The 24,404-nt window shown below is 59.2% G+C and carries 12 protein-coding genes, 10 pseudogenes and 1 riboswitch; of the genes and pseudogenes, 11 read left to right on the forward strand and 11 right to left on the reverse strand.

The genetic code is table 11. The annotated features are described in order from the left end of the window. The 5 genes and pseudogenes from OVA00_RS09870 to OVA00_RS09890 all read right to left on the reverse strand — a co-directional run. Positions 1-938 (reverse strand): IS630 family transposase gene (locus tag OVA00_RS09870; protein WP_268088739.1). Its coding sequence is split into 2 segments (ribosomal slippage): positions 1-599 and positions 599-938, totalling 939 coding nucleotides; the frame shifts between segments, so codons are not numbered across the junction. A 411-nt stretch (positions 939-1,349) separates the two neighbouring features. Continuing rightward, the gene (locus OVA00_RS09875) at positions 1,350-2,393 is read right to left on the reverse strand and encodes an IS110 family transposase (RefSeq protein ID WP_268088740.1); all 1,044 of its coding nucleotides are present in this window, start codon (positions 2,391-2,393) and stop codon (positions 1,350-1,352) included. Between the two features lie 239 nt (positions 2,394-2,632). Continuing rightward, positions 2,633-3,205, reverse strand: a pseudogene (locus tag OVA00_RS09880) (transposase); the annotation flags it as partial. Between the two features lie 39 nt (positions 3,206-3,244). Next, the gene (locus tag OVA00_RS09885; RefSeq protein ID WP_268088633.1) at positions 3,245-4,447 is read right to left on the reverse strand and encodes an IS256 family transposase; all 1,203 of its coding nucleotides are present in this window, start codon (positions 4,445-4,447) and stop codon (positions 3,245-3,247) included. Positions 4,448-4,506: 59 nt separating this feature from the next. Further along, positions 4,507-5,283: pseudogene (locus OVA00_RS09890) on the reverse strand (IS256 family transposase); the annotation flags it as partial. A 61-nt stretch (positions 5,284-5,344) separates the two neighbouring features. Between OVA00_RS09890 and OVA00_RS09895 the strand changes: the two are divergent. From OVA00_RS09895 to OVA00_RS09915, 5 genes and pseudogenes are all read left to right on the forward strand, one after another. Beyond that, positions 5,345-5,877 (forward strand): annotated as a pseudogene (locus OVA00_RS09895) (transposase); the annotation flags it as partial. Positions 5,878-5,969: 92 nt separating this feature from the next. Next, a complete protein-coding gene (locus OVA00_RS09900) occupies positions 5,970-7,241 on the forward strand; it encodes an IS256 family transposase (protein WP_268088873.1) in 1,272 nt (423 codons plus the stop codon). A 33-nt stretch (positions 7,242-7,274) separates the two neighbouring features. Then, positions 7,275-7,943: pseudogene (locus tag OVA00_RS09905) on the forward strand (IS3 family transposase); the annotation flags it as partial. Positions 7,944-8,166: 223 nt separating this feature from the next. After that, positions 8,167-8,492: pseudogene (locus OVA00_RS09910) on the forward strand (transposase); the annotation flags it as partial. A 53-nt stretch (positions 8,493-8,545) separates the two neighbouring features. Continuing rightward, a pseudogene (locus OVA00_RS09915) lies at positions 8,546-9,427 on the forward strand (IS256 family transposase); the annotation flags it as partial. Positions 9,428-9,519: 92 nt separating this feature from the next. Here the strand turns inward: OVA00_RS09915 and istB are convergent. Both istB and istA read right to left on the reverse strand, forming a co-directional pair. After that, positions 9,520-10,389 (reverse strand): IS21-like element helper ATPase IstB, encoded by an 870-nt coding sequence (gene istB, locus OVA00_RS09920; protein ID WP_268088741.1) that lies wholly within the window; start codon positions 10,387-10,389, stop codon positions 9,520-9,522. After that, a pseudogene (gene istA / locus OVA00_RS09925) lies at positions 10,386-11,911 on the reverse strand (IS21 family transposase). Before istA ends, istB begins: the two are co-directional and overlap by 4 nt. A 178-nt stretch (positions 11,912-12,089) precedes the next feature. Here istA and OVA00_RS09930 point away from each other — a divergent pair. Both OVA00_RS09930 and OVA00_RS09935 read left to right on the forward strand, forming a co-directional pair. Further along, positions 12,090-12,416, forward strand: a pseudogene (locus tag OVA00_RS09930) (transposase); the annotation flags it as partial. A 39-nt stretch (positions 12,417-12,455) separates the two neighbouring features. After that, a pseudogene (locus tag OVA00_RS09935) lies at positions 12,456-13,274 on the forward strand (IS3 family transposase); the annotation flags it as partial. A gap of 329 nt (positions 13,275-13,603) precedes the next feature. Here OVA00_RS09935 and OVA00_RS09940 read toward each other — a convergent pair. The 3 genes and pseudogenes from OVA00_RS09940 to OVA00_RS09950 all read right to left on the reverse strand — a co-directional run bounded on the left by OVA00_RS09940 (position 13,604) and on the right by OVA00_RS09950 (position 18,344). Continuing rightward, a pseudogene (locus OVA00_RS09940) lies at positions 13,604-14,288 on the reverse strand (division plane positioning ATPase MipZ). 530 nt (positions 14,289-14,818) lie between these two features. After that, positions 14,819-16,090 (reverse strand): IS256 family transposase, encoded by a 1,272-nt coding sequence (locus OVA00_RS09945; protein ID WP_268088851.1) that lies wholly within the window; start codon positions 16,088-16,090, stop codon positions 14,819-14,821. 460 nt (positions 16,091-16,550) lie between these two features. Next, a complete protein-coding gene (locus tag OVA00_RS09950; protein ID WP_268088742.1) occupies positions 16,551-18,344 on the reverse strand; it encodes a hypothetical protein in 1,794 nt (597 codons plus the stop codon). Between the two features lie 431 nt (positions 18,345-18,775). On the opposite strand from OVA00_RS09950, the gene OVA00_RS09955 reads away from it, so the two are divergent. Then, positions 18,776-19,530, forward strand: a protein-coding gene (locus OVA00_RS09955; RefSeq protein ID WP_090429178.1) for an IS5 family transposase whose coding sequence is annotated in 2 segments (ribosomal slippage) — positions 18,776-19,109 and positions 19,109-19,530 — 756 coding nt in all. Because the reading frame shifts where the segments join, the coding sequence is not laid out codon by codon here. Here the strand turns inward: OVA00_RS09955 and OVA00_RS09960 are convergent. Continuing rightward, the gene (locus tag OVA00_RS09960) at positions 19,531-21,399 is read right to left on the reverse strand and encodes a TonB-dependent receptor plug domain-containing protein (protein WP_268088743.1); all 1,869 of its coding nucleotides are present in this window, start codon (positions 21,397-21,399) and stop codon (positions 19,531-19,533) included. A gap of 127 nt (positions 21,400-21,526) precedes the next feature. Beyond that, a riboswitch (cobalamin riboswitch) is annotated at positions 21,527-21,734 on the reverse strand. 457 nt (positions 21,735-22,191) lie between these two features. Here OVA00_RS09960 and mscL point away from each other — a divergent pair. The 3 genes from mscL (at position 22,192) to OVA00_RS09975 (ending at position 24,173) form a co-directional block, all read left to right on the forward strand. Continuing rightward, positions 22,192-22,623: a large conductance mechanosensitive channel protein MscL gene (gene mscL / locus OVA00_RS09965; RefSeq protein WP_268088745.1), complete on the forward strand. Its 432-nt coding sequence runs from the start codon at positions 22,192-22,194 to the stop codon at positions 22,621-22,623. A 526-nt stretch (positions 22,624-23,149) separates the two neighbouring features. After that, positions 23,150-23,545: a SyrB-like regulator gene (locus OVA00_RS09970; protein ID WP_268088746.1), complete on the forward strand. Its 396-nt coding sequence runs from the start codon at positions 23,150-23,152 to the stop codon at positions 23,543-23,545. 106 nt (positions 23,546-23,651) lie between these two features. Beyond that, complete coding sequence (locus tag OVA00_RS09975) at positions 23,652-24,173, forward strand: hypothetical protein (protein ID WP_268088747.1); 522 nt, start codon at positions 23,652-23,654, stop codon at positions 24,171-24,173. Positions 24,174-24,404: the final 231 nt, after the last annotated feature.

The raw sequence follows: 24,404 nt of genomic DNA on the forward strand, positions 1-24,404 counted from the left end.
TTACTTCGGCACTTTTGGGGAAATTTCAGTCGGCATTGACAGCGCGACGAGATGGACGAGCTTGCCAATCATGTCCCACAGACCAGACACGGTCCGCTCAGCCGCCTTCCTCAGATGTGCCTTGAGCTTGGAGAAGGCCTTTTCGATGGGGTTGAAGTCGGGACTGTAGGGGGGCAGGAACACCATCGTTGCGCCCGCCGCTTCGATTAACGCTCTTGCTGCTGGCCGTTTGTGGCTGGAAAGATTGTCGAGGATCACGACGTCACCGGGTTTCAATGTCGGGACCAGGACCTGAGCGACATAGGCCTCGAACCACTCGCCATTGATCGGACCGTCGATGACCAAAGGCGCGACCATTCCGGTGTTTCGTAGACCGGCGACAAGCGTCGTCGTCTTGCGATGGCCATGCGGGAAACCCATCCGCAGCCGCTCACCTCTGGTGCATCTTCCATGAGTGCGGGCCATGTTGGTCGCGGTCCATGTTTCGTCGATGAACACGAGCCGCGACGGATCAAGATCAAGTTGCTCGTCGAACCACCGCTGACGGAGTTCCAAGACGTCTGGGCGTGCTTGCTCTATCGCGTGGCCAGTCTTTTTTTGCGCGTCTGATTGTGCCGGACAAGGAAACGGTGCAGCGCCGACTTGCTGATGGCGATGCCCTGAGCTGCAAGGGCATCACGAAGTTCGAACAAGGTGCCGTCCCGGTGTTCCTCAAGCCACGACATGATCGCGTCGGCGTTGGCTTCGGTTTTGTACGAATGACGGTCTCCACCCAGCGGACCCGGTCGAACATGGCCCTGACGGACTTGCAGGTTTCGCCACCGGCTCACGCTGGCCGCACTGACGCCAAAGCGCTCGGCAGCCTCCCGGTGCGACGCTCCGGCTGAGACGGCGGCAAGAACACGTGCGCGAAGATCAACGGAAAGGGCTTTCGACATTATCTGCCGACCTCCATCGGCAGAAAGTTTGAATCAGAACCCATCTGATTTGCAAAGCCCAAATGATTCAATCAGTCAGGGAAACGCTCTAGACTAGAACTGTGTGGGCTGAACTGCCCCCACTTTCGACCGGACACTCATGTATGGAACGGCCCGCGGGCGCAAGAGCTTTCGATCGATTTCACACATGGGATCGGTGCGTTCATGTATACGGCCTGTAAAGCGCGGTATAGGACCGCTGGCCTCGATGAAGTCCGCGACGGGAGCGACTAATCAGCATAACGCGCTCGAAGCGCATGAGTGTCCGGTCTCTCTCCTGTCGGGATTCGTCCCGTGGGTTCATCGTCCGTTTTTGCTCCTTGCCCTCTGCCGGTTCGCGCCGGTCAGATTGTTTTTAAGTTCCTATGCTCATCAACAGGCAACCGCAGCCGTCTCCGACGCCTCCGGACGTTGGTAAACTCCACTCTTATTTAGAAGCGCCCAGACAATCCGCGCTATCTTATTGGCCAGCGCAACTGCGGCCACCTTGAATGGGCGCCGGGTGAGCAGCGCCCTCAGCCAGGGCTGTGCTCGTTCATTTTTCCGGGCGCCTCGGAGAACCGCTGTCGCGCCAAGAACGAGAAGGCATCGTAGTTCAGGGTTTCCCATTTTCGAGATGCGCCCGATACGTTCTTTCCCTCCACTTGAAAACTGTCTCGGCGTAAGTCCCAGCCAGGCGGCAAAGTGACGAGCTGATTTGAAACCGCCTGGGTCTGGCACCAGCGCCTTGACGGTAGCCGCGGTTATAGCGCCAACTCCAGGGATCGTAGTCAGCCGGCGCATATCCCCGTCAGTCTTTGCTTCAGCAACAATAGCGCGATCGAGCTGATCGATCTGGCCTGCTAGGGCATTGATCTGATCGGCAATCGCCGTCAAGGCGAACCGCGCTGCCGCAGGTAAGCGGACATCCGTGAAATCGCGCACGACCGCCATCAGCGTATCGACTTTTTCCATACCGGCGGCATCGATGATACCCAATTCGCCCAGATGCGAACGCAAGGCATTGACCACCTGTGTTCGCTGCTTCACCAAAAGACTGCGGCTCTTTAGCACCATCGCTTCCGCCTGTTGCTCAGCCGTTTTGACCGGAACGAACCGCATCGTCTTGCGCGTCACAGCCTCACTGATGGCTTCGGCGTCTGCTGCATCAGTTTTACTCCGTTTGACGAATGGCTTGACATAGGTCGGGGGGATTAGCCGCACGTCGTGGCCGAACTTGGCGATCTCGCGAGCCCAATAATGGGCGCTGCCACAGGCTTCGATTCCGACAAGGCAGCGAGATTGCTTCGAGAAGAAATGCAGCACTTCACCACGTCGCAGCCTCCGACTGAAGAGAGGAGAGCCGTCCTCATCTGCGCCGTGAACCTGAAAAACGTGCTTCGCCAAATCCAGGCCGATGGTGCTAATCTGGTTCATGGAACGGTCCCTCCTTTGTGGCGTTCAAACAACGACCACGTTTTAGCACACTGGTGCTGTCGGAGCGGGCCGTTCCACCCCATCAGCATAAGCAGGAAGGCTCAAGCACAGGCTTGAGGATAGGCTTGAGGATAGGCTTATGTCTAACGAGTTTCGACAGGTTGACCTGATGATCGGTGACGTCCGGCGGCGGCGCTGGACAACGGAGAGCTATGGCGGGAAATGGGTGACGAGGCCGATCAGGCGGCGCGATGGTCAGGGGTCGTCGTTTCGGCGACACCGTCGGTGAATTTGACGCCGGCGATGACCTTTGGCAACTGATTTTCGCCCTTCAGCCGGCGCCAGGTTTTGGCGGCGCTCATGACGAGCTTGAAGACCATGAGCCGTGCTGTGTTGTGGGACAGGCCTCCCTTGGTTCGCACCGTGCGGTGCCTGACGGTGGCGAAGACGCTTTCGATCGGGTTCGAGGTGCGCAGATGGTCCCAGTGTTCGGCCGGGAAGTCGAAGACGGTCAGCAATGCCTCGTGGTCCTTCGTCAGGCAGTTGACGGCCTTGGGATATTTGGCCTTGTATTTGTCGACGAAGACGGCGATCGCGACCTCGGCGGTTGCCCGATCCGGGGCATCGCGGACCTCCCTGAGATCGGCCTTCATGTTCGGCTGCACCGACTTCGGCACCTTGTTGAGGATGTTGAGGAGCTTGTGTTGCCAGCACCGTTGATGGCGGGTCGAAGGGAATATCTCCTCCAGCGCCTTCCAGAAGCCGAGCGCGCCGTCGCCCACGGCAATTTCTGGCGCAATCGAAAGCCCGCGGGGGGAGTGTCAGGAATTCTGTGCGGTGGGCCGGTTTCATCAGTTGAAGAACCGCTCGCCGAAGATGACGGCGAACTGTGTCTTTGCCTCGATCCACTCCCTCGGCGCGCGCTTCCACTGCTCGGCCGCATTGTTGAGGACCAGATATAACAGCTTCATCGCGGCTTCGTCACCCGGGAAATGGCCGCGCGAGCGCACTGCCCGACGAAGTTTCGAGTTCAACGCCTCGATGGCGTTCGTCGTGTAGATGATGCGGCGGACGCCCTCTGGGAAGGCGAAGAAGGGAACAACGTGTTCCCAATTGCGCCGCCAGCTTTGAGAGATGGCAGGGTATTTCTGGCCCCAATACCCTTCCTCGAAAGCCTCCAGCGCCTTCATTCCAGCCTCGGCATCTCGAGCACGATAGATGGCTCTCAACGCCGGTACGACGGGTTTGCGATCCTTGTAGGACACGAACTCCAGAGAATGCCGGATCAGGTGGACGATGCAGGTCTGGACGATCGTCTGAGGGAAGACGGCCGTAATGGCTTCGGGAAAGCCCTTCAGGCCATCGACCACGGCGATCAGGATGTCCTGGCAGCCACGGCTTTTCAGCTCATTCATCACGCGCAACCAGAACTTTGCCCCTTCGGTCTGCTCGATCCAGAGCCCGAGGATTTCCTTTGTGCCGTCCGCCAGAACTGCGAGCGCGACATAAACGGCCTTGTTGCGAACGAAGCCTTCGTCCCGGATCTTGACCCGGATGGCATCGAAGAACACGAGGGGATAGCACAGCTCGAGCGGGCGGTTTTGCCACTCGCCAACGGCCTCCAGAACCTGGTCGGTCACCGCCGAGATCAGGTCCGGCGACACGTCGATACCGTAGATTTCTTCGAGGTGGCCCTGGATTTCCCGCACCGTCATGCCGCGCGCGTACATGGAAATGATCTTATCATCGAAATCGGGAAAGCGGCGCTGATATTTGGCGATCAGCTGCGGGTCGAACGTACCGGCCCGGTCGCGCGGGATGGTCAACGTCATCTTCGAGGTACCGGTCAGCACCGTCTTTTTCGAAGATCCATTCCGCCGATTGCCCGACGGTCCTTCGCTGCGATCGACGGCGAGATGTTCATCAAGCTCGGCGTTGAGAATACGCTCCGACAGTGCCTTCTTCAGGTCATCCAGCAAGCCGTCCTTGCCGAAAACATCGGATGGATCACGACCAGCAAGAAGTTGGTCCAGAAGTTCTTTTTCGATAGCCATGTGATGATTCGCTCCTTTTCATCATCATGGCCCACCGCACAGAATTCCTGACACTCCCGGAATATCTCCTCCAGCGCCTTCCAGAAGCCGAGCGCGCCGTCGCCCACGGCAATTTCTGGCGCAATCGAAAGCCCGCGGGCCTTCAGCCCGACGAGCAGCTCGCGCCAGCTCTGGGTGCTTTCGCGCACGCCGACTTGAAAGCCGACAAGTTCCTTCTTGCCTTCCGGCGTCGCGCCGATGACGACCAGCATGCAAGCGGCATCGTCCTCCATGCGTGCCTGAAGATAGACCCCGTCGGCCCAGATGTAGACGTAGCGGCGGGCTGACAGGTCGCGGCGTTGCCAGCGATCATAGTCGGCCTGCCACTCCTCCTTCAGCCGGCCAATCACCGAGGGGGACAGGTTCGGTGCGTCCTTGCCGAGTAAGGCGGCAAGCGCCTCCTGGAAATCGCCGGTCGAGATGCCGCGCAGGTAAAGGACCGGCAGCAGAGCGTCGAGGCTCTTCGTGCGTCGTGCCCACTTCGGCAGGATCGCCGACGTGAAGGTGATGCGATCCTCGCGGCAAGTCTCCAAAGCCCGGTCGCGCAGCTTGACGCGGCGCACCGCAACCGGACCGATCCCCGTCTGGATCGTTCTTTCAGGCCCATGGCCGTGCCGCACCACCCGGTCCCGCCCATCGCTCAGGCGTTCGCTGGCCATGGCCGCAAGAAACGCCTCGGCTTCCGCCTCCACGGCCTGTGCCAGAAGCCGGCGCGCGCCTTCGCGTAGAACCGATGTCAGGGGATCATCGAGCGTCTCGGGATGCGGAAAGGAAACAACAGTGCTATCTGTCTTCATGGCGTATCGCTCTTTCATGAGGTTCTGGCAGGCTTGTCACCCGCCTCGATACGCCGCCCTCATCAAACCGTCATCACCCAGTTTCCGTCATAGCTCGACAACGGAACGCAAACTGCAGATCATCGAGGAGAGCTATGCCCCAGGGGAGACGGTTTCCTCTGCGGCTCGGCGGCATGGAGTTGCGCCAAACCTTCTCTATCGCTGGCGTCGGCTCTTGAGCGAGGGAGGTGCGGTGGCGGTGGACTCCGACGAGCCGGTAATCGGCAATTCTGAGGTGAAGAAGCTGGAAGATCGAGTGCGCGAGCTTGAGCGCATTCTCGGACGCAAGACGCTGGAGAACGAGATTCTTCGCGAAGCCCTTTCCAAAGCCCAGTCAAAAAAAACGATATCGCGGCCGATATTGTTGCCGAAGGGCGGTTCCCGATGAAGGCGGTGGCGGAGGCCTTACACGTGTCGCGTTCTAATCTCTCCGAACGTCTGAAGGGCAAGTCCAAGCCTCGCGGACCCTACCTCAAAGCGGACGATGCCGAGCTGCTGCCTGCCATTCGCAAGCTGGTGGATGCCAGGCCAACTTATGGCTATCGGCGGATGAGTTATGACGGAAACTGGGTGATGACGGTTTGATGAGGGCGGCGTATCGAGGCGGGTGACAAGCCTGCCAGAACCTCATGAAAGAGCGATACGCCATGAAGACAGATAGCACTGTTGTTTCCTTTCCGCATCCCGAGACGCTCGATGATCCCCTGACATCGGTTCTACGCGAAGGCGCGCGCCGGCTTCTGGCACAGGCCGTGGAGGCGGAAGCCGAGGCGTTTCTTGCGGCCATGGCCAGCGAACGCCTGAGCGATGGGCGGGACCGGGTGGTGCGGCACGGCCATGGGCCTGAAAGAACGATCCAGACGGGGATCGGTCCGGTTGCGGTGCGCCGCGTCAAGCTGCGCGACCGGGCTTTGGAGACTTGCGGCGAGGATCGCATCACCTTCACGTCGGCGATCCTGCCGAAGTGGGCACGACGCACGAAGAGCCTCGACGCTCTGCTGCCGGTCCTTTACCTGCGCGGCATCTCGACCGGCGATTTCCAGGAGGCGCTTGCCGCCTTACTCGGCAAGGACGCACCGAACCTGTCCCCCTCGGTGATTGGCCGGCTGAAGGAGGAGTGGCAGGCCGACTATGATCGCTGGCAACGCCGCGACCTGTCAGCCCGCCGCTACGTCTACATCTGGGCCGACGGGGTCTATCTTCAGGCACGCATGGAGGACGATGCCGCTTGCATGCTGGTCGTCATCGGCGCGACGCCGGAAGGCAAGAAGGAACTTGTCGGCTTTCAAGTCGGCGTGCGCGAAAGCACCCAGAGCTGGCGCGAGCTGCTCGTCGGGCTGAAGGCCCGCGGGCTTTCGATTGCGCCAGAAATTGCCGTGGGCGACGGCGCGCTCGGCTTCTGGAAGGCGCTGGAGGAGATATTCCCTTCGACCCGCCATCAACGGTGCTGCCAACACAAGCTCCTCAACATCCTCAACAAGGTGCCGAAGTCGGTGCAGCCGAACATGAAGGCCGATCTCAGGGAGGTCCGCGATGCCCCGGATCGGGCAACCGCCGAGGTCGCGATCGCCGTCTTCGTCGACAAATACAAGGCCAAATATCCCAAGGCCGTCAACTGCCTGACGAAGGACCACGAGGCATTGCTGACCTTCTTCGACTTCACGGCCGAACACTGGGACCATCTGCGCACCTCGAACCCGATCGAAAGCGTCTTCGCCACCGTCAGGCACCGCACGGTGCGAACCAAGGGAGGCCTGTCCCACAACACAGCACGGCTCATGGTCTTCAAGCTCGTCATGAGCGCCGCCAAAACCTGGCGCCGGCTGAAGGGCGAAAATCAGTTGCCAAAGGTCATCGCCGGCGTCAAATTCACCGACGGTGTCGCCGAAACGACGACCCCAGACCATCGCGCCGCCTGATCGGCCTCGTCACCCATTTCCCGCCATAGCTCGCGGCGGATCGCTGCCCTTCTCAACAGGCAGCGGCGGGCCGCCGATCAGCCGGTCGTCAACCGCAAGCGGGTCCACCGCATCATGGCCAACCACGCCATGATCCTTGAGAAGCACACCGCCGTGCGCAAGGGCCGCGTCCACGACGGCAAGGTCATGGTGATGCGGTCGAACCTTCGTTGGTGCTCCGATGGCCTGGAGTTCACCTGCTGGAATGGCGAGGTGGTCCGCCTTGCTTTCATCATCGACGCGTTTGATCGAGAGATCATCTCGTGGGCGGCCGTCGCCAATGCCGGGATCTCCGGTTCTGACGTCCCCGATATGATGTTGGAAGCAGTCGAGAAACGCTTCGGTGGCACGCGTGCCCCACATGCCATCGAACATCTGTCCGATAACGGCAGCGCCTACACAGCAAAGGAAACCAGGCTGTTTGCTCAGGCCCTCAATCTGGTCCCGTGCTTCACGCCGGTCGCCAGCCCTCAATCAAACGGTATGTCGGAGGCTTTCGTCAAAACCCTGAAACGCGACTACATACGCATCTCACCCATTCCCGACGCCGACACAGCGCTCCGGAACATCGATGGATGGATCGAGGATTACAACGAAATCCATCCGCATTCAGCGCTGAAAATGGCATCCCCAAGGGAATTCATCAAAGCATTGTCTCAATAGCTGACTTGTCTGGCGAAATGGGGGGCACTCCATGGGCCGACGTACGCTATCTTGTATCCCTGTGCTCGCGCTGTAATCATGAACCCGTTCGCCCCGAAGAGATCTGTTTTGATGACGTTGTCTCCCGATAAAGAGTAAAAAGAGGTGGCTCGGGAAAATTGGACAGGTCGTTAAGTGGAATTTCTGGCTGAGAGCGGCGAGAGTGCCGTAACAGGAGAATCACTTGAGCAGACGACCCCGCCGAAACCACAGCGCAGCCTTCAAGGCGCGTGTAGCCCTTGCTGCGATCAAGGGGGAGAAGACGTTATCGGAGCTTGCGCAACAATACGACGTTCACGCCAACCAGATCACGACGTGGCGAGATCAGGCGCTTGCGGGCATGACGGCGATCTTCGACACGGGATCAAAGCCGTCGGAGCCTGCGGTGGATGTAAAGACGCTGCACGCCAAGATCGGGGAGCTTTCGCTGGAGAACGATTTTTTATCCGGCGCGCTCACCAAGGCGGGACTGTTGGGGAGCGTAAAGAAATGATCGACCGCGATCGGGAGTGTCAGGAATTCTGTGCGGTGGGCCATGATGATGAAAAGGAGCGAATCATCACATGGCTATCGAAAAAGAACTTCTGGACCAACTTCTTGCTGGTCGTGATCCATCCGATGTTTTCGGCAAGGACGGCTTGCTGGATGACCTGAAGAAGGCACTGTCGGAGCGTATTCTCAACGCCGAGCTTGATGAACATCTCGCCGTCGATCGCAGCGAAGGACCGTCGGGCAATCGGCGGAATGGATCTTCGAAAAAGACGGTGCTGACCGGTACCTCGAAGATGACGTTGACCATCCCGCGCGACCGGGCCGGTACGTTCGACCCGCAGCTGATCGCCAAATATCAGCGCCGCTTTCCCGATTTCGATGATAAGATCATTTCCATGTACGCGCGCGGCATGACGGTGCGGGAAATCCAGGGCCACCTCGAAGAAATCTACGGTATCGACGTGTCGCCGGACCTGATCTCGGCGGTGACCGACCAGGTTCTGGAGGCCGTTGGCGAGTGGCAAAACCGCCCGCTCGAGCTGTGCTATCCCCTCGTGTTCTTCGATGCCATCCGGGTCAAGATCCGGGACGAAGGCTTCGTTCGCAACAAGGCCGTTTATGTCGCGCTCGCAGTTCTGGCGGACGGCACAAAGGAAATCCTCGGGCTCTGGATCGAGCAGACCGAAGGGGCAAAGTTCTGGTTGCGCGTGATGAATGAGCTGAAAAGCCGTGGCTGCCAGGACATCCTGATCGCCGTGGTCGATGGCCTGAAGGGCTTTCCCGAAGCCATTACGGCCGTCTTCCCTCAGACGATCGTCCAGACCTGCATCGTCCACCTGATCCGGCATTCTCTGGAGTTCGTGTCCTACAAGGATCGCAAACCCGTCGTACCGGCGTTGAGAGCCATCTATCGTGCTCGAGATGCCGAGGCTGGAATGAAGGCGCTGGAGGCTATAGCGCGACATCGCAGATGACATAGCGAGCGACATCGCTGGTGACTGATTCTACGGCCACATTTAGGTAGTGACTGATCCGTTTCTTTTGATCAAGAGCGATGTCGCTGATCGATGTCGTGGAGCGACATCGGTCTGTTGATGCTGTGTTGGCTTTCATTTGTTTGATCGATGTCGCTGGCGCTGGTGGCCACTGTCGCTGAGTGCCGTTGCTCTGTGGCTGTTCGGCGTCGGAAGCTTTCGACATTCATCTCGAAGATGGTTGCATGGTGCACGAGCCTGTCGATGGCGGCGATGGTCATGGCTTTGTCGGGAAAGAGGCTATCCCAGGCTCCAAATGGCCGGTTTGCTGTAATCATGATGGATCGCCGTTCGTACCTGGCGGCAATGAGCTCGAACAGCACACTGGTCTCGGCTTGGTCCTTGTGAACGTAGGACAGGTCATCAAGGATGAGCAGATCGAATTTGTCGAGCTTGTCGATGGCGGCTGTCAATGCGAGTTCCTGCCGGGCCGTCTGGAGTTTTTGAACGAGATCGATGGTTCTCGTGAACAAAACCCGCAAGCCTTTTTCGACGAGAGCAGCACCGAGGGCCGCACTCAAGTGGGTCTTGCCTGATCCTGGCGGTCCAAACATAAGGATCGTGCCGCCTTTGGCGAGCCAGGCATCGCCTGCTGCCAGCGCCATGACATGAGCCTTTGAGATCATGGGAACGGCTGCGAAGTCGAAGCTGTCGAGGGTTTTTCCGGCTGGTAGCCGGGCCTCGGCGAGATGACGCTGGATGCGCCGTTGCACGCGCTCGGCCATCTCCAATTCGCAAAGCGTGGCCAACAGCCGTGCGGCCGGCCAGCCTTCGCGGTCGGCCCGTTGAGTGAGTTCAGACCAGAGGCGTGCGAAGGTGGGAAGCCGCAAGTTCGCCAGCATGAGCGGCAGTTTTGCGACATCGACGGATGAGGTGTTCATTGCATTGCTCCTGCTGTGAGAAGGCGGTCATAGTCGGCTGCTGTGGGCAGCACGACCTCGATGTCGGGGACGCTATTGCCGGCGACATCGAAGCGGGATTGCAAGGCGGCCAGATCGGGCAGCTTCCTTGCGTCGAGGATCATCTCCAATGCCAATGCGAGTTCGGCTTCGCATGCGCAGGAATGGGCAAGCCAGAGAAGGCCGACCATGGTTTTGCAGGCGGTGCGCTGATCGAGCCTCTTGTTCATGGCCTGCCAGGTCCGGGCAAAGGCGGCACGGGGAAACAACTGGTCGCGGTAAACGAGATTGGCCAGCGCTTGCGGCTTACGGCGAAGGCTGTGAATGACATGGCGGTAATCGACGACATGTGCGTGTTGGCCGCTCTTGCCACTGGACGGTGGACGTCCGCGCGGCAGGGTAAAGGCATGGCTGGATGCGAGATAACATTCCAGGCGATCGTCGTAGAGCCGGACCCGCAGGCGGTGGCCGATATAGGTGGAGGGGGCGGTATAGAAGACCCTGCGCAAGGTGAAGCCGCCAGACGACGTCACCACAACGACGGCATCATCGTAATCGGTGGTCTTGCGTTGCGGTAACGCCCTGAGATGATCCATCTCGACGGCCAGTTCCTGTCGGCGCAAGGCATTATGCCTGCTGATCTGCTCGGCGACGAAGCGGCGGTAGTCGTCGAGCGTGGCGAAGTCGGCCGAGCCGCGCAACAGCAACGCTTGTTCGAGCCTGTCCTTCAAATGACCATTGCGGCTTTCAATGCTGCCGTTTTCGTGGGCGACGCCGCGGTTGTTGCGGGTCGGCGTCATCTGGTAATGGGCGCAAAGTGCCTCGTAACGCCGGGTCAGGTCCTCTTGCGTCTCGTCGGCACGGTTGGTGAAAGCCGCCGACAACGAATCGCTGCGGTGCTCAATCGGACAAGCACCCAGGCTCCACAATGCGTTCTGCAGGCCGCTGGCCAGAGCAGTAAAACCTCTCGCCGCCCAGAACGACTTCACCGTGTTCCCAGCCGCTGTAAACCAGAACGAAGTGGTACAGCCGATGGTCAAGTGGCACGCCGGCAATGGTCACGCCCAGCGACCGGCAGTCGGTAAAGTCTGACATGCCCTGGCGACCGGGTGGATGGTTCTGGCGGAAGATCACTTCCTGTTGCGGCCCATGGGCGGCTTTCCATTCCCGCACGCGCCGCTCAAGAGTGCGCCGTGCCGCTGTCAGCTCGCGCTCGGGGTAGCGCAGGCAAAGGTCACGCAGAATGGTCACCGGACGCAAGTTCGGCGCGCGCTCGAGAAGCGGAACCACCTCGCTTTCCCAGAGATCGGTGAAAGGATCGGGCCGTACCGCCGCCGTGGCCGCGTTGCGCCTTTTTCTCGGAGGGAAGGCGCGGGTCTTTGTCGAGCCGAAAGGCGGTGCTGGCGCTAAAGCCAGACATCGCCGCGGCGGTTTCCCGAGGATGTTTTTTGTTCAATCTCATATACAGTCTCGCTTGCTGATCCGTGATCGGTTTGCCTGGCATCCAGGTCCTCTTCCTCGCAGTTGAAGATCCAGGACTTAAGGCAATCGTCGCGGCCGAAGGCGCGGAAAAATCCGCGCCGCGCGGGGCCAACCTACGGACGGGCTACGCCCATCCTCCGGTCGGCCCCGCGCGTCACCAGCGATGTCGCTGAGTAGTCAAGTGCGATGTCGCGCAGCAGGAGGCTTTCGAGGAAGGGTATTGGGGCCAGAAATACCCTGCCATCTCTCAAAGCTGGCGGCGCAATTGGGAACACGTTGTTCCCTTCTTCGCCTTCCCAGAGGGCGTCCGCCGCATCATCTACACGACGAACGCCATCGAGGCGTTGAACTCGAAACTTCGTCGGGCAGTGCGCTCGCGCGGCCATTTCCCGGGTGACGAAGCCGCGATGAAGCTGTTATATCTGGTCCTCAACAATGCGGCCGAGCAGTGGAAGCGCGCGCCGAGGGAGTGGATCGAGGCAAAGACACAGTTCGCCGTCATCTTCGGCGAGCGGTTCTTCAACTGATGAAACCGGCCCACCGCACAGAATTCCTGACACTCCCACCGCGATCACGAACTGTCCATCACCCGCCAGGCCCGAGCTTTGGGGATCAGTCGCAGCATCGTCTACTACATGCCACAACCGGCGTCGCCGGCGGATCTTGCGCTGATGCGTCGGATCGACGAGCAGCATCTGGACTACCCGTTCGCGGGCAGCCGGATGCTGCAGAAGCTTCTGACGCGCGAAGGCGTTGACGTCGGCCGACTGCATGTGCGGACCCTGATGAAACGCATGGGGATCGCGGCGCTTTACCGCAAGCCGCGCACGTCAGCACCCGGCGATGGGCACAAGATCTATCCCTATTTGCTGCGCGCTCTGAAGGTCGATCGGCCCAACCAGGTCTGGGCAACGGATCTGACCTACATCCCGATGGCGCGCGGGTTCTGCTATTTGATCGCCATCATCGATTGGTTCACGCGCAAGGTTCTGTCGTGGCGGTTGTCGATCACCATGGACGCTGCGCCATGCGTCGAGGCTCTCGAGGAAGCGCTGGCCTGCTACGGCAAGCCCGAGATCTTCAACTCGGATCAGGGCAGCCAGTTCACCAGCCACGACTTAACCAAGGTGCTGCTCGACCACAAGATCAAGATCAGCATGGACGGCAAGGGTGCCTGGCGGGACAATGTCTTCGTCGAGCGGCTGTGGCGGTCGGTGAAATACGAAGAGGTCTACCTCAAGGCCTACGACAGCGTCCGCCAGGCCCGTGCATCGATCGGAAAGTATCTCGACTTCTACAATCAGAGACGGCCACATTCGAGCCTTGACGGCAAGACTCCGGATGAGGCCTACTTAACCCCGACACCGCTGCCCGAAGCGGCTTAACCACAGGCAGGATTCCACTTAAAAACCGGGAAGACCTGTCCAAACAAACCGAGCCACCTCTCTCGCCTAAGACACGTCCTTAACGACGTCGTTAGGGACGTGTCTTAGGCCATCACGACGATAGCCGGCAGGCGGTGACAATCGGGCGGTTACCATCGAACTGTCCGGCGAGAGCTTGCGAAAACAGCGCCAGGCACCATCCGCCGCTTGACCGCGCGACAATCACGCGCCATGCAAAACAACGACCCAGGGGAGCATCAACTGGCCGGCTTCAGAGCGGAATGGTGGCCGGAATGAATTCGGAATAGGTGGCCGGCTTCGTTTCGGAATCAGCGGCCGACTTCACCGGAATACGCATTCTGAACCGTGTTGATGACTTCGGCTCTCGCTTTTGGTCAGTGTATCGGTGAGTTCCAGCATCTGCAGCGCACCGTAGTTGTTTCGAATCTCACGGTAGCCATTGCGCTCCACAACGTCTGTGTCGAGCACGTGAGTATTGCCTTCCCGTGGATGCTGTGCGGACGGTGTGACCAGTCGGTAGGCGTCAAGCACCTTAACAGGAAATGTTATCCTGGTGATGAAATTGGTGTTCGAGATCAGGCGCTGCTCCTCTTCAGTGGTCTCGGCGGCAGCTGCAACCTGGCCTGCCGATTCGGCTTCCTCATCGCTTGACGGAATGGGTGTTAGGACAATGTGCGATCCAGCTATTATCGCGTCTCTTTGGACGGTGTCGTGGCCGGGAGTGTCAATAACGACGAAATCGAACCTGTTCGCGTCGTTTTCCAAAAGCTGTTCGATGTCGGTCTGGCGCGCTGCGATGACCAGCTCAATGTTTTCGGCGAGATTGTCGTTCGCCTCGCTGCGCTTCCACCATTCGAGCAGGTTCTGGCGACCGTCTGCATCGGTGAGAAGGACGCGTTTCTCCTGAAGCGAAAATTCTCCTGCAATTAGAATTGCAGTGCTCGTTTCTCCAGTTTCACCTTTGTCGCGCGCGGTCGAAATGCATAGGGACATATGTGACATCTCCTTTCGCCAGCCGAAACATCGTTCGCCGGCCAGTCGGGTATTTGCCCGGTTGTTACAGGAACCTACACCCGATGTCGGCAATTGCTCGAACCATATCGCAACCTGCCACCACCATTTGGTGTAGACGAACTCTGCTACTAGATTAATTCACACGACATGTGAATGTTTTTCGTACGACGTGGTATTTTCATGTGATCCCATCGTGCCAACCGTCTCGGCACGTCGACCGGGCGACAATCTTATCCGAGGATCACAGGGGTATGTCGATGATCAGATTGAGGAAGACAATCATGGTCGTTGATTTGCATAGGCAAGGTTCGTTCATCTGCCGATCGCCAGATAGACCGGCATCGGACGATGCGCAAAATGTCGCAAGCGCAGTCCGGAGCTGCGGCTGCCATCCGCCACTGCTCTTTGTGATGGGGTAAAGACGCGTCCCAATCTTAAGCGGTATATCAGCGGCAAGACAGAGGTGGCTCGGTTTGTGAGCTATGGCGGGAAATGGGTGACGAGGCCGATCAGGCGGCGCGATGGTCAGGGGTCGTCGTTTCGGCGACACCGTCGGTGAATTTGACGCCGGCGATGACCTTTGGCAACTGATTTTCGCCCTTCAGCCGGCGCCAGGTTTTGGCGGCGCTCATGACGAGCTTGAAGACCATGAGCCGTGCTGTGTTGTGGGACAGGCCTCCCTTGGTTCGCACCGTGCGGTGCCTGACGGTGGCGAAGACGCTTTCGATCGGGTTCGAGGTGCGCAGATGGTCCCAGTGTTCGGCCGGGAAGTCGAAGAAGGTCAGCAATGCCTCGTGGTCCTTCGTCAGGCAGTTGACGGCCTTGGGATATTTGGCCTTGTATTTGTCGACGAAGACGGCGATCGCGACCTCGGCGGTTGCCCGATCCGGGGCATCGCGGACCTCCCTGAGATCGGCCTTCATGTTCGGCTGCACCGACTTCGGCACCTTGTTGAGGATGTTGAGGAGCTTGTGTTGGCAGCACCGTTGATGGCGGGTCGAAGGGAATATCTCCTCCAGCGCCTTCCAGAAGCCGAGCGCGCCGTCGCCCACGGCAATTTCTGGCGCAATCGAAAGCCCGCGGGCCTTCAGCCCGACGAGCAGCTCGCGCCAGCTCTGGGTGCTTTCGCGCACGCCGACTTGAAAGCCGACAAGTTCCTTCTTGCCTTCCGGCGTCGCGCCGATGACGACCAGCATGCAAGCGGCATCGTCCTCCATGCGTGCCTGAAGATAGACCCCGTCGGCCCAGATGTAGACGTAGCGGCGGGCTGACAGGTCGCGGCGTTGCCAGCGATCATAGTCGGCCTGCCACTCCTCCTTCAGCCGGCCAATCACCGAGGGGGACAGGTTCGGTGCGTCCTTGCCGAGTAAGGCGGCAAGCGCCTCCTGGAAATCGCCGGTCGAGATGCCGCGCAGGTAAAGGACCGGCAGCAGAGCGTCGAGGCTCTTCGTGCGTCGTGCCCACTTCGGCAGGATCGCCGACGTGAAGGTGATGCGATCCTCGCCGCAAGTCTCCAAAGCCCGGTCGCGCAGCTTGACGCGGCGCACCGCAACCGGACCGATCCCCGTCTGGATCGTTCTTTCAGGCCCATGGCCGTGCCGCACCACCCGGTCCCGCCCATCGCTCAGGCGTTCGCTGGCCATGGCCGCAAGAAACGCCTCGGCTTCCGCCTCCACGGCCTGTGCCAGAAGCCGGCGCGCGCCTTCGCGTAGAACCGATGTCAGGGGATCATCGAGCGTCTCGGGATGCGGAAAGGAAACAACAGTGCTATCTGTCTTCATGGCGTATCGCTCTTTCATGAGGTTCTGGCAGGCTTGTCACCCGCCTCGATACGCCGCCCTCATCAAACCGTCATCACCCAGTTTCCGTCATAGCTCTTCAAGCGCCTGGCGATTGCCGATGCCGCTTCATTCGTTCCCTCTCAATTTGGGAGTAGATGCGCCTTTGAGCGCCTTCGAGGGGTGTGGTATCGACGTTTCCCGCAAAACGCATCGTTGGGACAACGTGACCATCTTGCCTCGCCTTCGCGTTCTGATCAAAGACCGATCGGCTTCCGGCTCGCAAGAGGCCCCCGAGCCTGCGAGACTTCGGCATCAAAGCCCCAAAATGAAGAGGCTTTGAGCCCAGCGAAAGGAAGCGCGACCTGATTATTGGTCAAGAGTTCCGGCTTGCAGGACGCGACAAAAGCAGGAGGGCGCGCCCATTTTCACTTGCCGCGTCAATCGGGCCCGGTCAAGCAATCTAATCGGCGTCTGACCTCAAGGCCCGCGGTAATCCGCCGCTGTCGATTGCTTGTTGAATGCGCTGAGCCAATAGGTGAGGGCGGACTGGCACGGATTGCGCTGCCTCACTCGCATCGCTGGTAGGTGTTCCAAGTATATTGGCTGTCGAACTTTGCGGCATGTATTCATTCTCCAGGCGCTGGAACAAACTCTCCGCGCTGGGATTAGATATATATCCCCCCTGTGGCTCCCTCAAATATTCGCCGGTAATCGTTGAATAGTTGAGATTGACACGCTGCAATCTGGTTGTGCTGTTCAAAGGCGGAGGCGAGCCGCTCGGAGCTCCTTCGCCGTTACCGGTCACCCGGAGGGTAAACGTTAGCGGTTCCGAACCATCCTCTCCAGTCACAGTCGTGGCTTCGTTCGATGCGGTGGCAAGATCCTCGCCGACTTCGAGCTCGGCTGCAGCCTCTGGCGCAACGTCTTGAACCGCTGCTTCGGCCACCGCCGCGGTCTCGGCGGCAATCTCGACCTCCTCGAGGGGGGGGGGGGTGACCGCCTGAAGCGGGCCTGTGAAGGCAGCCGCGACGTTGACTTGCTTTAAGAGGTCGCCGAACGTTTCGAGACCAAGGTCGGTCGTGCTCGCCAACAGCGCCTTGCCATCTTCTTTGGCAATGAGGAGATTGTAGTCGGCAAGGGCATCTCCCAGGGCCCCGGGTCCATAGGAGGCGCCAAACCCCGTCAGGTAGCTGCCCGCATCGCTGGCCTGTTTCGGCGTCTCGATACCGAACGCAAAACTGTCAAGTTCGCCCTTGCGCCCTTGTTCAAACGCTTCGAACACATCCGGAACGCCGCGGGACTGGTTGCTTGAGGTGCGCGCAGACTGTGCCGTTTGGCTGAAGTGCGGCAGCAACTGCCTTGCGGCCTGCGGATCTGACAGGAGGTTGAACGCGTCTTCCGGATTGTTGAGTTCATGGTAGGCAACGTTGCCTTTCGCATCAAAGAGCGCCAGGACGCCTGGCCTTTGTCCAAGCGGCTGACCGCCAGCATCGACGCTATCGCTGCCATGCTTGGATGGCGCCTTCGCTGTGAAATTGCTGCGTTCAGAGATAAACAGGGCGTTCTTTGCCGGGTATCCGTTGATCGCCGGGATGACGGCGACGAAGCTCTTGTCGTTTGACGCGAGCCCCAAGACAGCGTCGCGCCCTGCCTTGCTGAGAGCGGGATCCTGTCGCGCGGTCTCGGCAAGACGCTTTGGAACAGCCTTGTTCAGCTCGGACCGGCGCTGTGTATTGCCATAAAAACCGTCTACATGGTCACGAAACGCGCCCTCGAGCGGCGCCAGCCCGCCAAGCTTGCCTGCCATCGCCGCCTGGAGGTTTGACACCTGCGCATGCTGGTCTTGCCAACGGGGTGCCTGATAGCCGTGGCTCTTAAGGTCCGTGCCCGTCTTGATCGACGCTTTGCCCGCAGGATCAATCTTTGCTTCGTTGAGCTTGGCAATCGCAAACAGGACCGGCGAGGATGCACTGACCGCGCGACCAACCGTCGACGCGCTCTCTGAAGCGGACTGCGAAGGAGCGGTTGGCTTTGCGGCCTGATTTCTTACAGGCTGAAGCTGTTGCGTCGTCCCTGCAGTGATATTCGACAGCGCCTCTTGAAAAACCTGTGGCTGCACGAGCGCATTTTGCTTGGCCGCGATAGGGGGCAAGCGCTTGCCCGTTGGACCATCCCCTCCTGCATCAGTCGGCATTTCCAGCTGTGTTGTGCCTGAAAACGAGTTAATGCCCGGATTGGGAGAAATGATTGTCATGGGGAATCCTTGACCAAGAGCTGCCTTGGCAGGCAGCAGCGTTGCGTTTGAGAGCATTCACGAATGCAACGAATTTGAATAATAACGTAATATGAAAATCCGAATTTGCCCGATAGTCGTCCATGTACCGGAGTGGGTGGGACTGAGCTTTCAGCAAGTGGCGCATTTGCCGTTCAACTCTCGGACTGGAACGACAAGGTGGATCTGTTCCCCGGACATCCACCATCGCTCTGGTGTGCTGTATTTAGCTCGGATGGACGCCATCAGCCATCGAGACCAGCCACAACCCTTTTTTACACCGCCTCACAACCATCAGAAGGTCGCTTTCAAACCGGCAAAGGCCGTAATGCCCAGCGTGTTGAAGCCGTAGGGTCAGGACCTATTAATTTCGTTTGAGATGTGATTCAGAGTCTCCGTTGAAGGAGGTTCTGATGGGTGATTTGTTTCTGCTAAGCGAGCGCCAAATGGCTCGCATCTCTCCACATTTTCCTCTTTCACACGGGGTTGCGCGTGTCGATGACCAGCGCGTTGTCAGTGGTATCGTCTATGTGATCCGCAATGGTCTGCAGTGGAAGGATGCACCTTCGCAGTACGGGCCACATAAGACGCTCTACAACCGCTTCATTCGCTGGAGCCGGCTCGGCGTGTTCGACAGGATTTTCGCCGCTTTGGCCGGCGAAGGTCCTCAGCCTGAGCGCATCATGATCGACGCGACACATCTGAAGGCCCACCGCACCGCGGCAAGCCTTCTAAAAAAGGGGATGTTCCCCGCCGTATCGGGCGAACCAAGGGCGGACTGAACTCGAAGCTCCATGCCGTTTGCGATGATGACGGCCGACCGATCATCATGCTGCTCTCCGAGGGTCAGATGAGCGACCACAGGGGCGCCCGGATGGTGCTCGACGCGTTACCCAAGGCCGATTGCCTCATCGCCGATAAGGGCTACGACAGCACCTGGTTCCGCGAAGAGCTCCTCGCCAGGGGCATCGAGCCCTGCATTCCGTCCTCTAAAAGCCGGACGAAACCGTACGCCTACGACAAAGCTCTCTATCGCCGCAGACACAAGGTCGAGAACCTATTCGCCAAACTCAAGGATTGGAGACGCATCGCAACTCGCTACGACCGATGCGCCCACACCTTCTTTTCAGCAATCTGCATCGCAGCTTCCGTCATCTTCTGGCTGTAATTAACGAGTCCTGACCCTAGACTTCCTGATAGTCGCGGTCGAACAGGTTGTCGATCCGGCCGAAGACCTCCACGGTGTCATTGACCTTGAAGCTGCCACCGACATTGACCAGCGTGTAGCCGGCAAGGGTGACGCGCGGCGGTAAGAAGGTGGCGAAAACAACGTCCTGCATCTTGCCGTTGAAGACCGCTTCGGCGAACACCCGCGCGCGTTCGTCGTAAAAACATAGGCCGCGTCGATCGATCCGCTGTGGTGGGGGCGGCGCACTTCCTGCAGCCGTTGCCCGCCAGCATTTTCCTGCTCTGTCGCATCGACATAGGTGTAGGAAGCGGTCGAGGTGAGGCCGTTGAAGACGTCGACGGTCGCCGACACCTCCACACCCTGCCGCTTGCTCTCGCCGTTCCGGTTGACCGGAGTTGCAAGGAAGCTTGAATTGTGGACGGTGGCGATTTCGTTCTTAAGGTTCTGGTTAAAGTAGGTGACGTCGACCAAGAGACCACCGTCGAAGATGCTCTTTTCGACGCCGATGTCCCAGCCAAGGCTCTCTTCCGGCTTCAGGTTTGGATTGCCGATGAAGCGACCCGGAAAATAGCCGAACTGCTCGTAGAAGGTCGGGTTGGTTACCGCGGTCCCGATCGATGCGTGCAGCCGGGTGTCCATATCCGGGATCTGCCAGGCGCCGCTGATGGTCCAGGTGACCGCATCGTCAAAGGCGTCGTTCCAGTCCTGCCGAAGCCCGCCGTTCAGATAGAACTGCTCGAGGAACTCACCGCGATACTCGCCTATCAACGAGTGGGAATTGCGCGAGAATGTCTCTGTCAGGTGGGAGGGCGAAAAAATCTCACGCTGCCATTCATAGCCGCCGGTAAACTGATGCACCTGGCCTTCCAGATCCTCGAAACGGTAGGAGGCCTGGTAGGTGGCGTTGTAGCGGTTACCGTCGTTCCAACTATCGCCCGAGGCTTCGGTGCGGTCGAACCGGTAGATGTCGTTGCCGGAAAACCGCGCCTTCTGCGTCAGGGCGCCGTCAAGCGCCTCGTTGGTGATGCCGATCGAGCCATAAAATTCGCGGCTCTTGCTGTAGTCGTCGGCGTCGTAGGTCTGAGCCGTATCATAGTCTTGCGGATCGGTGTCGGTGCGGCGGTTGACGTGACGCAGCGTTCCGTCGATCGACGTCTCGGGTGAGAGGTCGACATTGAACTTGCCATTGAGCGTGCCGTTGCGGTCGCCGTCATCCTCGTTGCCGAGGTCCGAAATGTTGAAGCCGCCCGACCGTCGAAGCGCGCCCGACAACGAATAGTCGTAGTTCTCGGCGCCGCCTCGCGTTGAGAGCGCCCCCATCCAGGTGCCGTCGGTTCCCACTTCGGTGCGGGCCGTCGATACAGGCGCCCCGCGCTCGCCGCGCTTGGTGATGATGTTGATCACACCGGCCATCGCGTTCGCGCCCCAGAAGGTGCTTTGCGGGCCGCGCAGGACCTCTATGCGCTCGATGTCGTCGGCAATCAGGCTGCCGAAATCGAACTCGCCCTGCCCGTCGTCATTGGCCTCGACGCCGCCAATCATGACGAGCACGTGGTTGCCTTCGGCGCCGCGCATACGGACCTGCGTCAGGCCGCCATTGGTGCCGGTCCGCGACACGGAGACCCCGGGGACAAGCCGGAGCGCATCCGAGACAAACCGGATCTGGTTCTGTTCGATCTGTTCGCCGGATATGACCGTGATGGCACGGCCGGATTTCTTGAGTTCGACGTCGGTCAGGCCATCCCCGACGACGATGGCATCTAGTTTCGTCGGCTTTTCGTCTTCAGCAAGCGCCTGCTGCACCAAGGCAAGCACAAGCAGGGAGGTCCCCGCCAGTCGGACATTCATCTCTTCCCCCACGGCAGGATGACCTCCACGGTACCGCACCGCGGGCACTTCAAGCGCCACGGCGACATCGTTTTGACAATGTCACCGCTACGGACGGCCGCGCCTTGGACAAACCCCGTATCCAGGCATGGGTGACCGGTAACAGGCAGGTCTCCTGACTTCCGCGTTATCGCTTGGCCTCGCCTTCCCGCGCTGGAAAGCACAGTGGCTCGTTGAGGCAAGCTCGGCGGTTACAGTTGCGGGGGGCAGTCACGGGTTCGGCCCCTGATGGGTAGTCCTCACCGTGTTCCCTTTTCATCCGTCGATCCGACGGAACCTGTTCCGTGCCACGTCTTTAGCGCTGTGAGGAAGTTGGGGTCAATAGCCGCTAGACTCCGCCCACGGCAACTTTGGGCGGCGCCGCGGTAGGCAAGCGGTTCTTGGCTAAGCATTCGAACGCCGAAGTGCTTCACCCCGTGCGTGGTGTAAAGCCAGAGGAATTCTTGTTGAACCAGATGGCGCATTCCCCGCCGGTCACGGGTGCTTATTGCATTATTAGTTCAAAACAATGCTAGCAAGGCGTCAGGTGCTCCACTGTCCTTCGTTCATCGGGATGTTGCTCGATGTCGTGGCAATAGATGGATGTAACGCATCGCATGCATGGCGCGATTCAAGTCCTGTGTTCTTGCCGGTTCTTGATCTTTACGTGCTTCTGGTGCCAGGGCGCGACGATGACAGCAGTGACATCGGACAAGGTTCAGCCATGTATCGAGCGCCGATAGCAGCTTTTGAACGGGGATTACGGAGAGACGCATGCTGAATGATTTCAAGGAGTTTATTGCCCGCGGCAACGTGATAGATCTTGCGGTCGGTGTCATCATTGGCGCCGCCTTCAACAAGATCGTCACGTCGATCGTCGAAGACTTGGTGATGCCGATCGTCGGAGCGCTGACCGGCGGAGGTTTCGATTTCTCCAACTATTTCCTGCCGCTCTCTTCGAATGTAACGGCGACATCTCTCGCCGCTGCCCGTCAGCAAGGTGCCGTCTTTGCCTATGGCAATTTCATCACCGTGCTCATCAACTTCCTGATCCTTGCCTGGATTATCTTCGTGATGGTGAAGGCGGTGAACCGCATGCGCGCGTCGATCGAGAAGAAGAAGGAAGACGAGGCGCCGGCCGCCGCGCCACCGCAGGACATCCTGCTCCTTGGTGAAATCCGCGATCTGTTGAGGCAGCGCGCGTAGCCTTTGGACGCGGCCCAGATCAGTCAGGGCCGCGAAACCTCCAGAAACCAATACCTGATCAGATAACGTTGGGTGATCATCGCCGGGGCGAATGAAGAGATGCTCCTCCGGGAGCGCCAATTGACGTGTTGATCGTTGGGTTTCGTTGGTGGTCGACCGCGTGTCCAAGTCCGTCGGACGCACTGCCGTCGCTCTTAAGAAGTGAGAATTGTAAGCAATACAGTTTGAAATGCGCGCGCGACCAACGCTTCATCCGCGGAGGGGCGGGGTGACGGCGGCCTATTCGTTCGTGATGACAGGCCAAAGAGGCTCGGAAGAGTAGAGGCCGCAATGTCCGTCTGGCGTTTTGCTTCAAGGTGGGCGCGCGCCCCACGATCTTACAACCCCCTTGCAGAGTTCACCACTTTTTGCGTTGTCGAAAGTATCGTTGCCCTTCGACAGCGAGGCTGTTGTTAATCGATAAGCCTCATTGACTCTGATCTTTGCGCGTTGGAAACAAGACCGATAGTTGAAAAGGGAACAGCTGATGACTGACGAGAACAAGATCGAGATTGAGGCCGAAATTGCGTCGCCGAAAAAGCGCCGAGCCCCTAGGTCGAAGAAAGTTGGATCGGACGTAACGACCGATGCTCCCAAAACGGGTCCTGCAAGGGCGCCAAGAGGTAGCCGCAAAAGTGCCACGATGCCAGCTGATGGCGTAGCCCCGGTCAAGACAGTTGGCAAGCCAACGCCAAAGAACGCGACCAAGGTCGCCGGAAGAGTGCGGGCGACGAAGGAAGCCGCCGAAGTCGCAGCCGCATTCTCCGACGAAATTTCTGACTTGCTTGAACTCGAAGAAGAGAATGCGCGCCTTCGCAAGACGCTGGCGGAGAAACTGCGGGCCGAGAACGCCGACCTGCGCAAGCGACTTGGCCTTGCTTGATCCCTAGTGCTGGCCGATTGGAATAGGCGATCGGCCTCCTTCCCCTATTTTGGTAGCCGATTGGCCTCCCGATGGAGGCCAATGCGACCGTTACTGAGGGCGCTCGATGAAGTCACCCTGGAAATATCTGGCAGACCTGGTCTCCCCTAGACAAGCCGGCAAGGAGCCCGAGAGCCTGTCAGAAACCAAGGTGTCGAACCCAACGGAATTGCTGGTGTCGAGAAAGGGCCTGGAGAAGCCCGAAGATCCGATTGAGGCCAAGACCGCGACTGGCGATACCTCGCACGAACCGGTGTCGACAGAGAGCACATTTGTCGCGATTGAGATCGTCGACGAAATGGGCAAAAATTCGCGTCCCAATCAGGATCGCGTCGCGACACCCGCGGAGCGTTCACCAGGCGCAAGAAGCCGGCAGCGGCGTGCGAGGAAAAAAGCCGCAGAGCCCGTTGGTATGGCCGATCCGGTGGGCGCCCCAAAGACATCTGCTGTGCCTCGGGTACCGACGTTGTCTGACGCCGTTGCCGCTCTCGATGAGGAGGTTCGGCAGCTGAGACGCCAACTCACCGAAAAGCTGCGCTTGCAAAACAGCCTACTTGACAGATTGCTGAAGCGGTTTGACCCATCGTGATGTCCGCGGGGGTTCTGGTCCGCTTCTCCCTTGATGAACCTGCCCCTCCATTCCCGGCTTTGATTTCGGTAGTCTCAAAACTGATCTTCGGCATGGTAAATGCAGAGCCCACGTTGAGGCTTAGATCTTTCAACGAAGAAGGCGATCGGCGCCTGAATTGCGACCGGCGTGGCCACAGTCGTTCCACAGCGTTCCTCAAGTCGGGTTGCACCTCTCGAACAGTTGAGCCGT

The sequence above is a fragment of the Ensifer sp. SL37 genome, assembly GCF_026672675.1.
Lineage (GTDB): Bacteria > Pseudomonadota > Alphaproteobacteria > Rhizobiales > Rhizobiaceae > Ensifer > Ensifer adhaerens.

Bases quoted from the DNA above. Each gene is read 5' to 3' on its own strand.
- OVA00_RS09875 (WP_268088740.1), bottom strand. From the start codon at position 2,393: ATGAACCAGATTAGCACCATCGGCCTGGATTTGGCGAAGCACGTTTTT.
- OVA00_RS09885 (WP_268088633.1), bottom strand. From the start codon at position 4,447: ATGGCTATCGAAAAAGAACTTCTGGACCAACTTCTTGCTGGTCGTGAT.
- OVA00_RS09900 (WP_268088873.1), top strand. From the start codon at position 5,970: ATGAAGACAGATAGCACTGTTGTTTCCTTTCCGCATCCCGAGACGCTC.
- istB (WP_268088741.1), bottom strand. From the start codon at position 10,389: ATGAACACCTCATCCGTCGATGTCGCAAAACTGCCGCTCATGCTGGCG.
- OVA00_RS09945 (WP_268088851.1), bottom strand. From the start codon at position 16,090: ATGAAGACAGATAGCACTGTTGTTTCCTTTCCGCATCCCGAGACGCTC.
- OVA00_RS09950 (WP_268088742.1), bottom strand. From the start codon at position 18,344: ATGACAATCATTTCTCCCAATCCGGGCATTAACTCGTTTTCAGGCACA.
- OVA00_RS09960 (WP_268088743.1), bottom strand. From the start codon at position 21,399: ATGAATGTCCGACTGGCGGGGACCTCCCTGCTTGTGCTTGCCTTGGTG.
- mscL (WP_268088745.1), top strand. From the start codon at position 22,192: ATGCTGAATGATTTCAAGGAGTTTATTGCCCGCGGCAACGTGATAGAT.
- OVA00_RS09970 (WP_268088746.1), top strand. From the start codon at position 23,150: ATGACTGACGAGAACAAGATCGAGATTGAGGCCGAAATTGCGTCGCCG.
- OVA00_RS09975 (WP_268088747.1), top strand. From the start codon at position 23,652: ATGAAGTCACCCTGGAAATATCTGGCAGACCTGGTCTCCCCTAGACAA.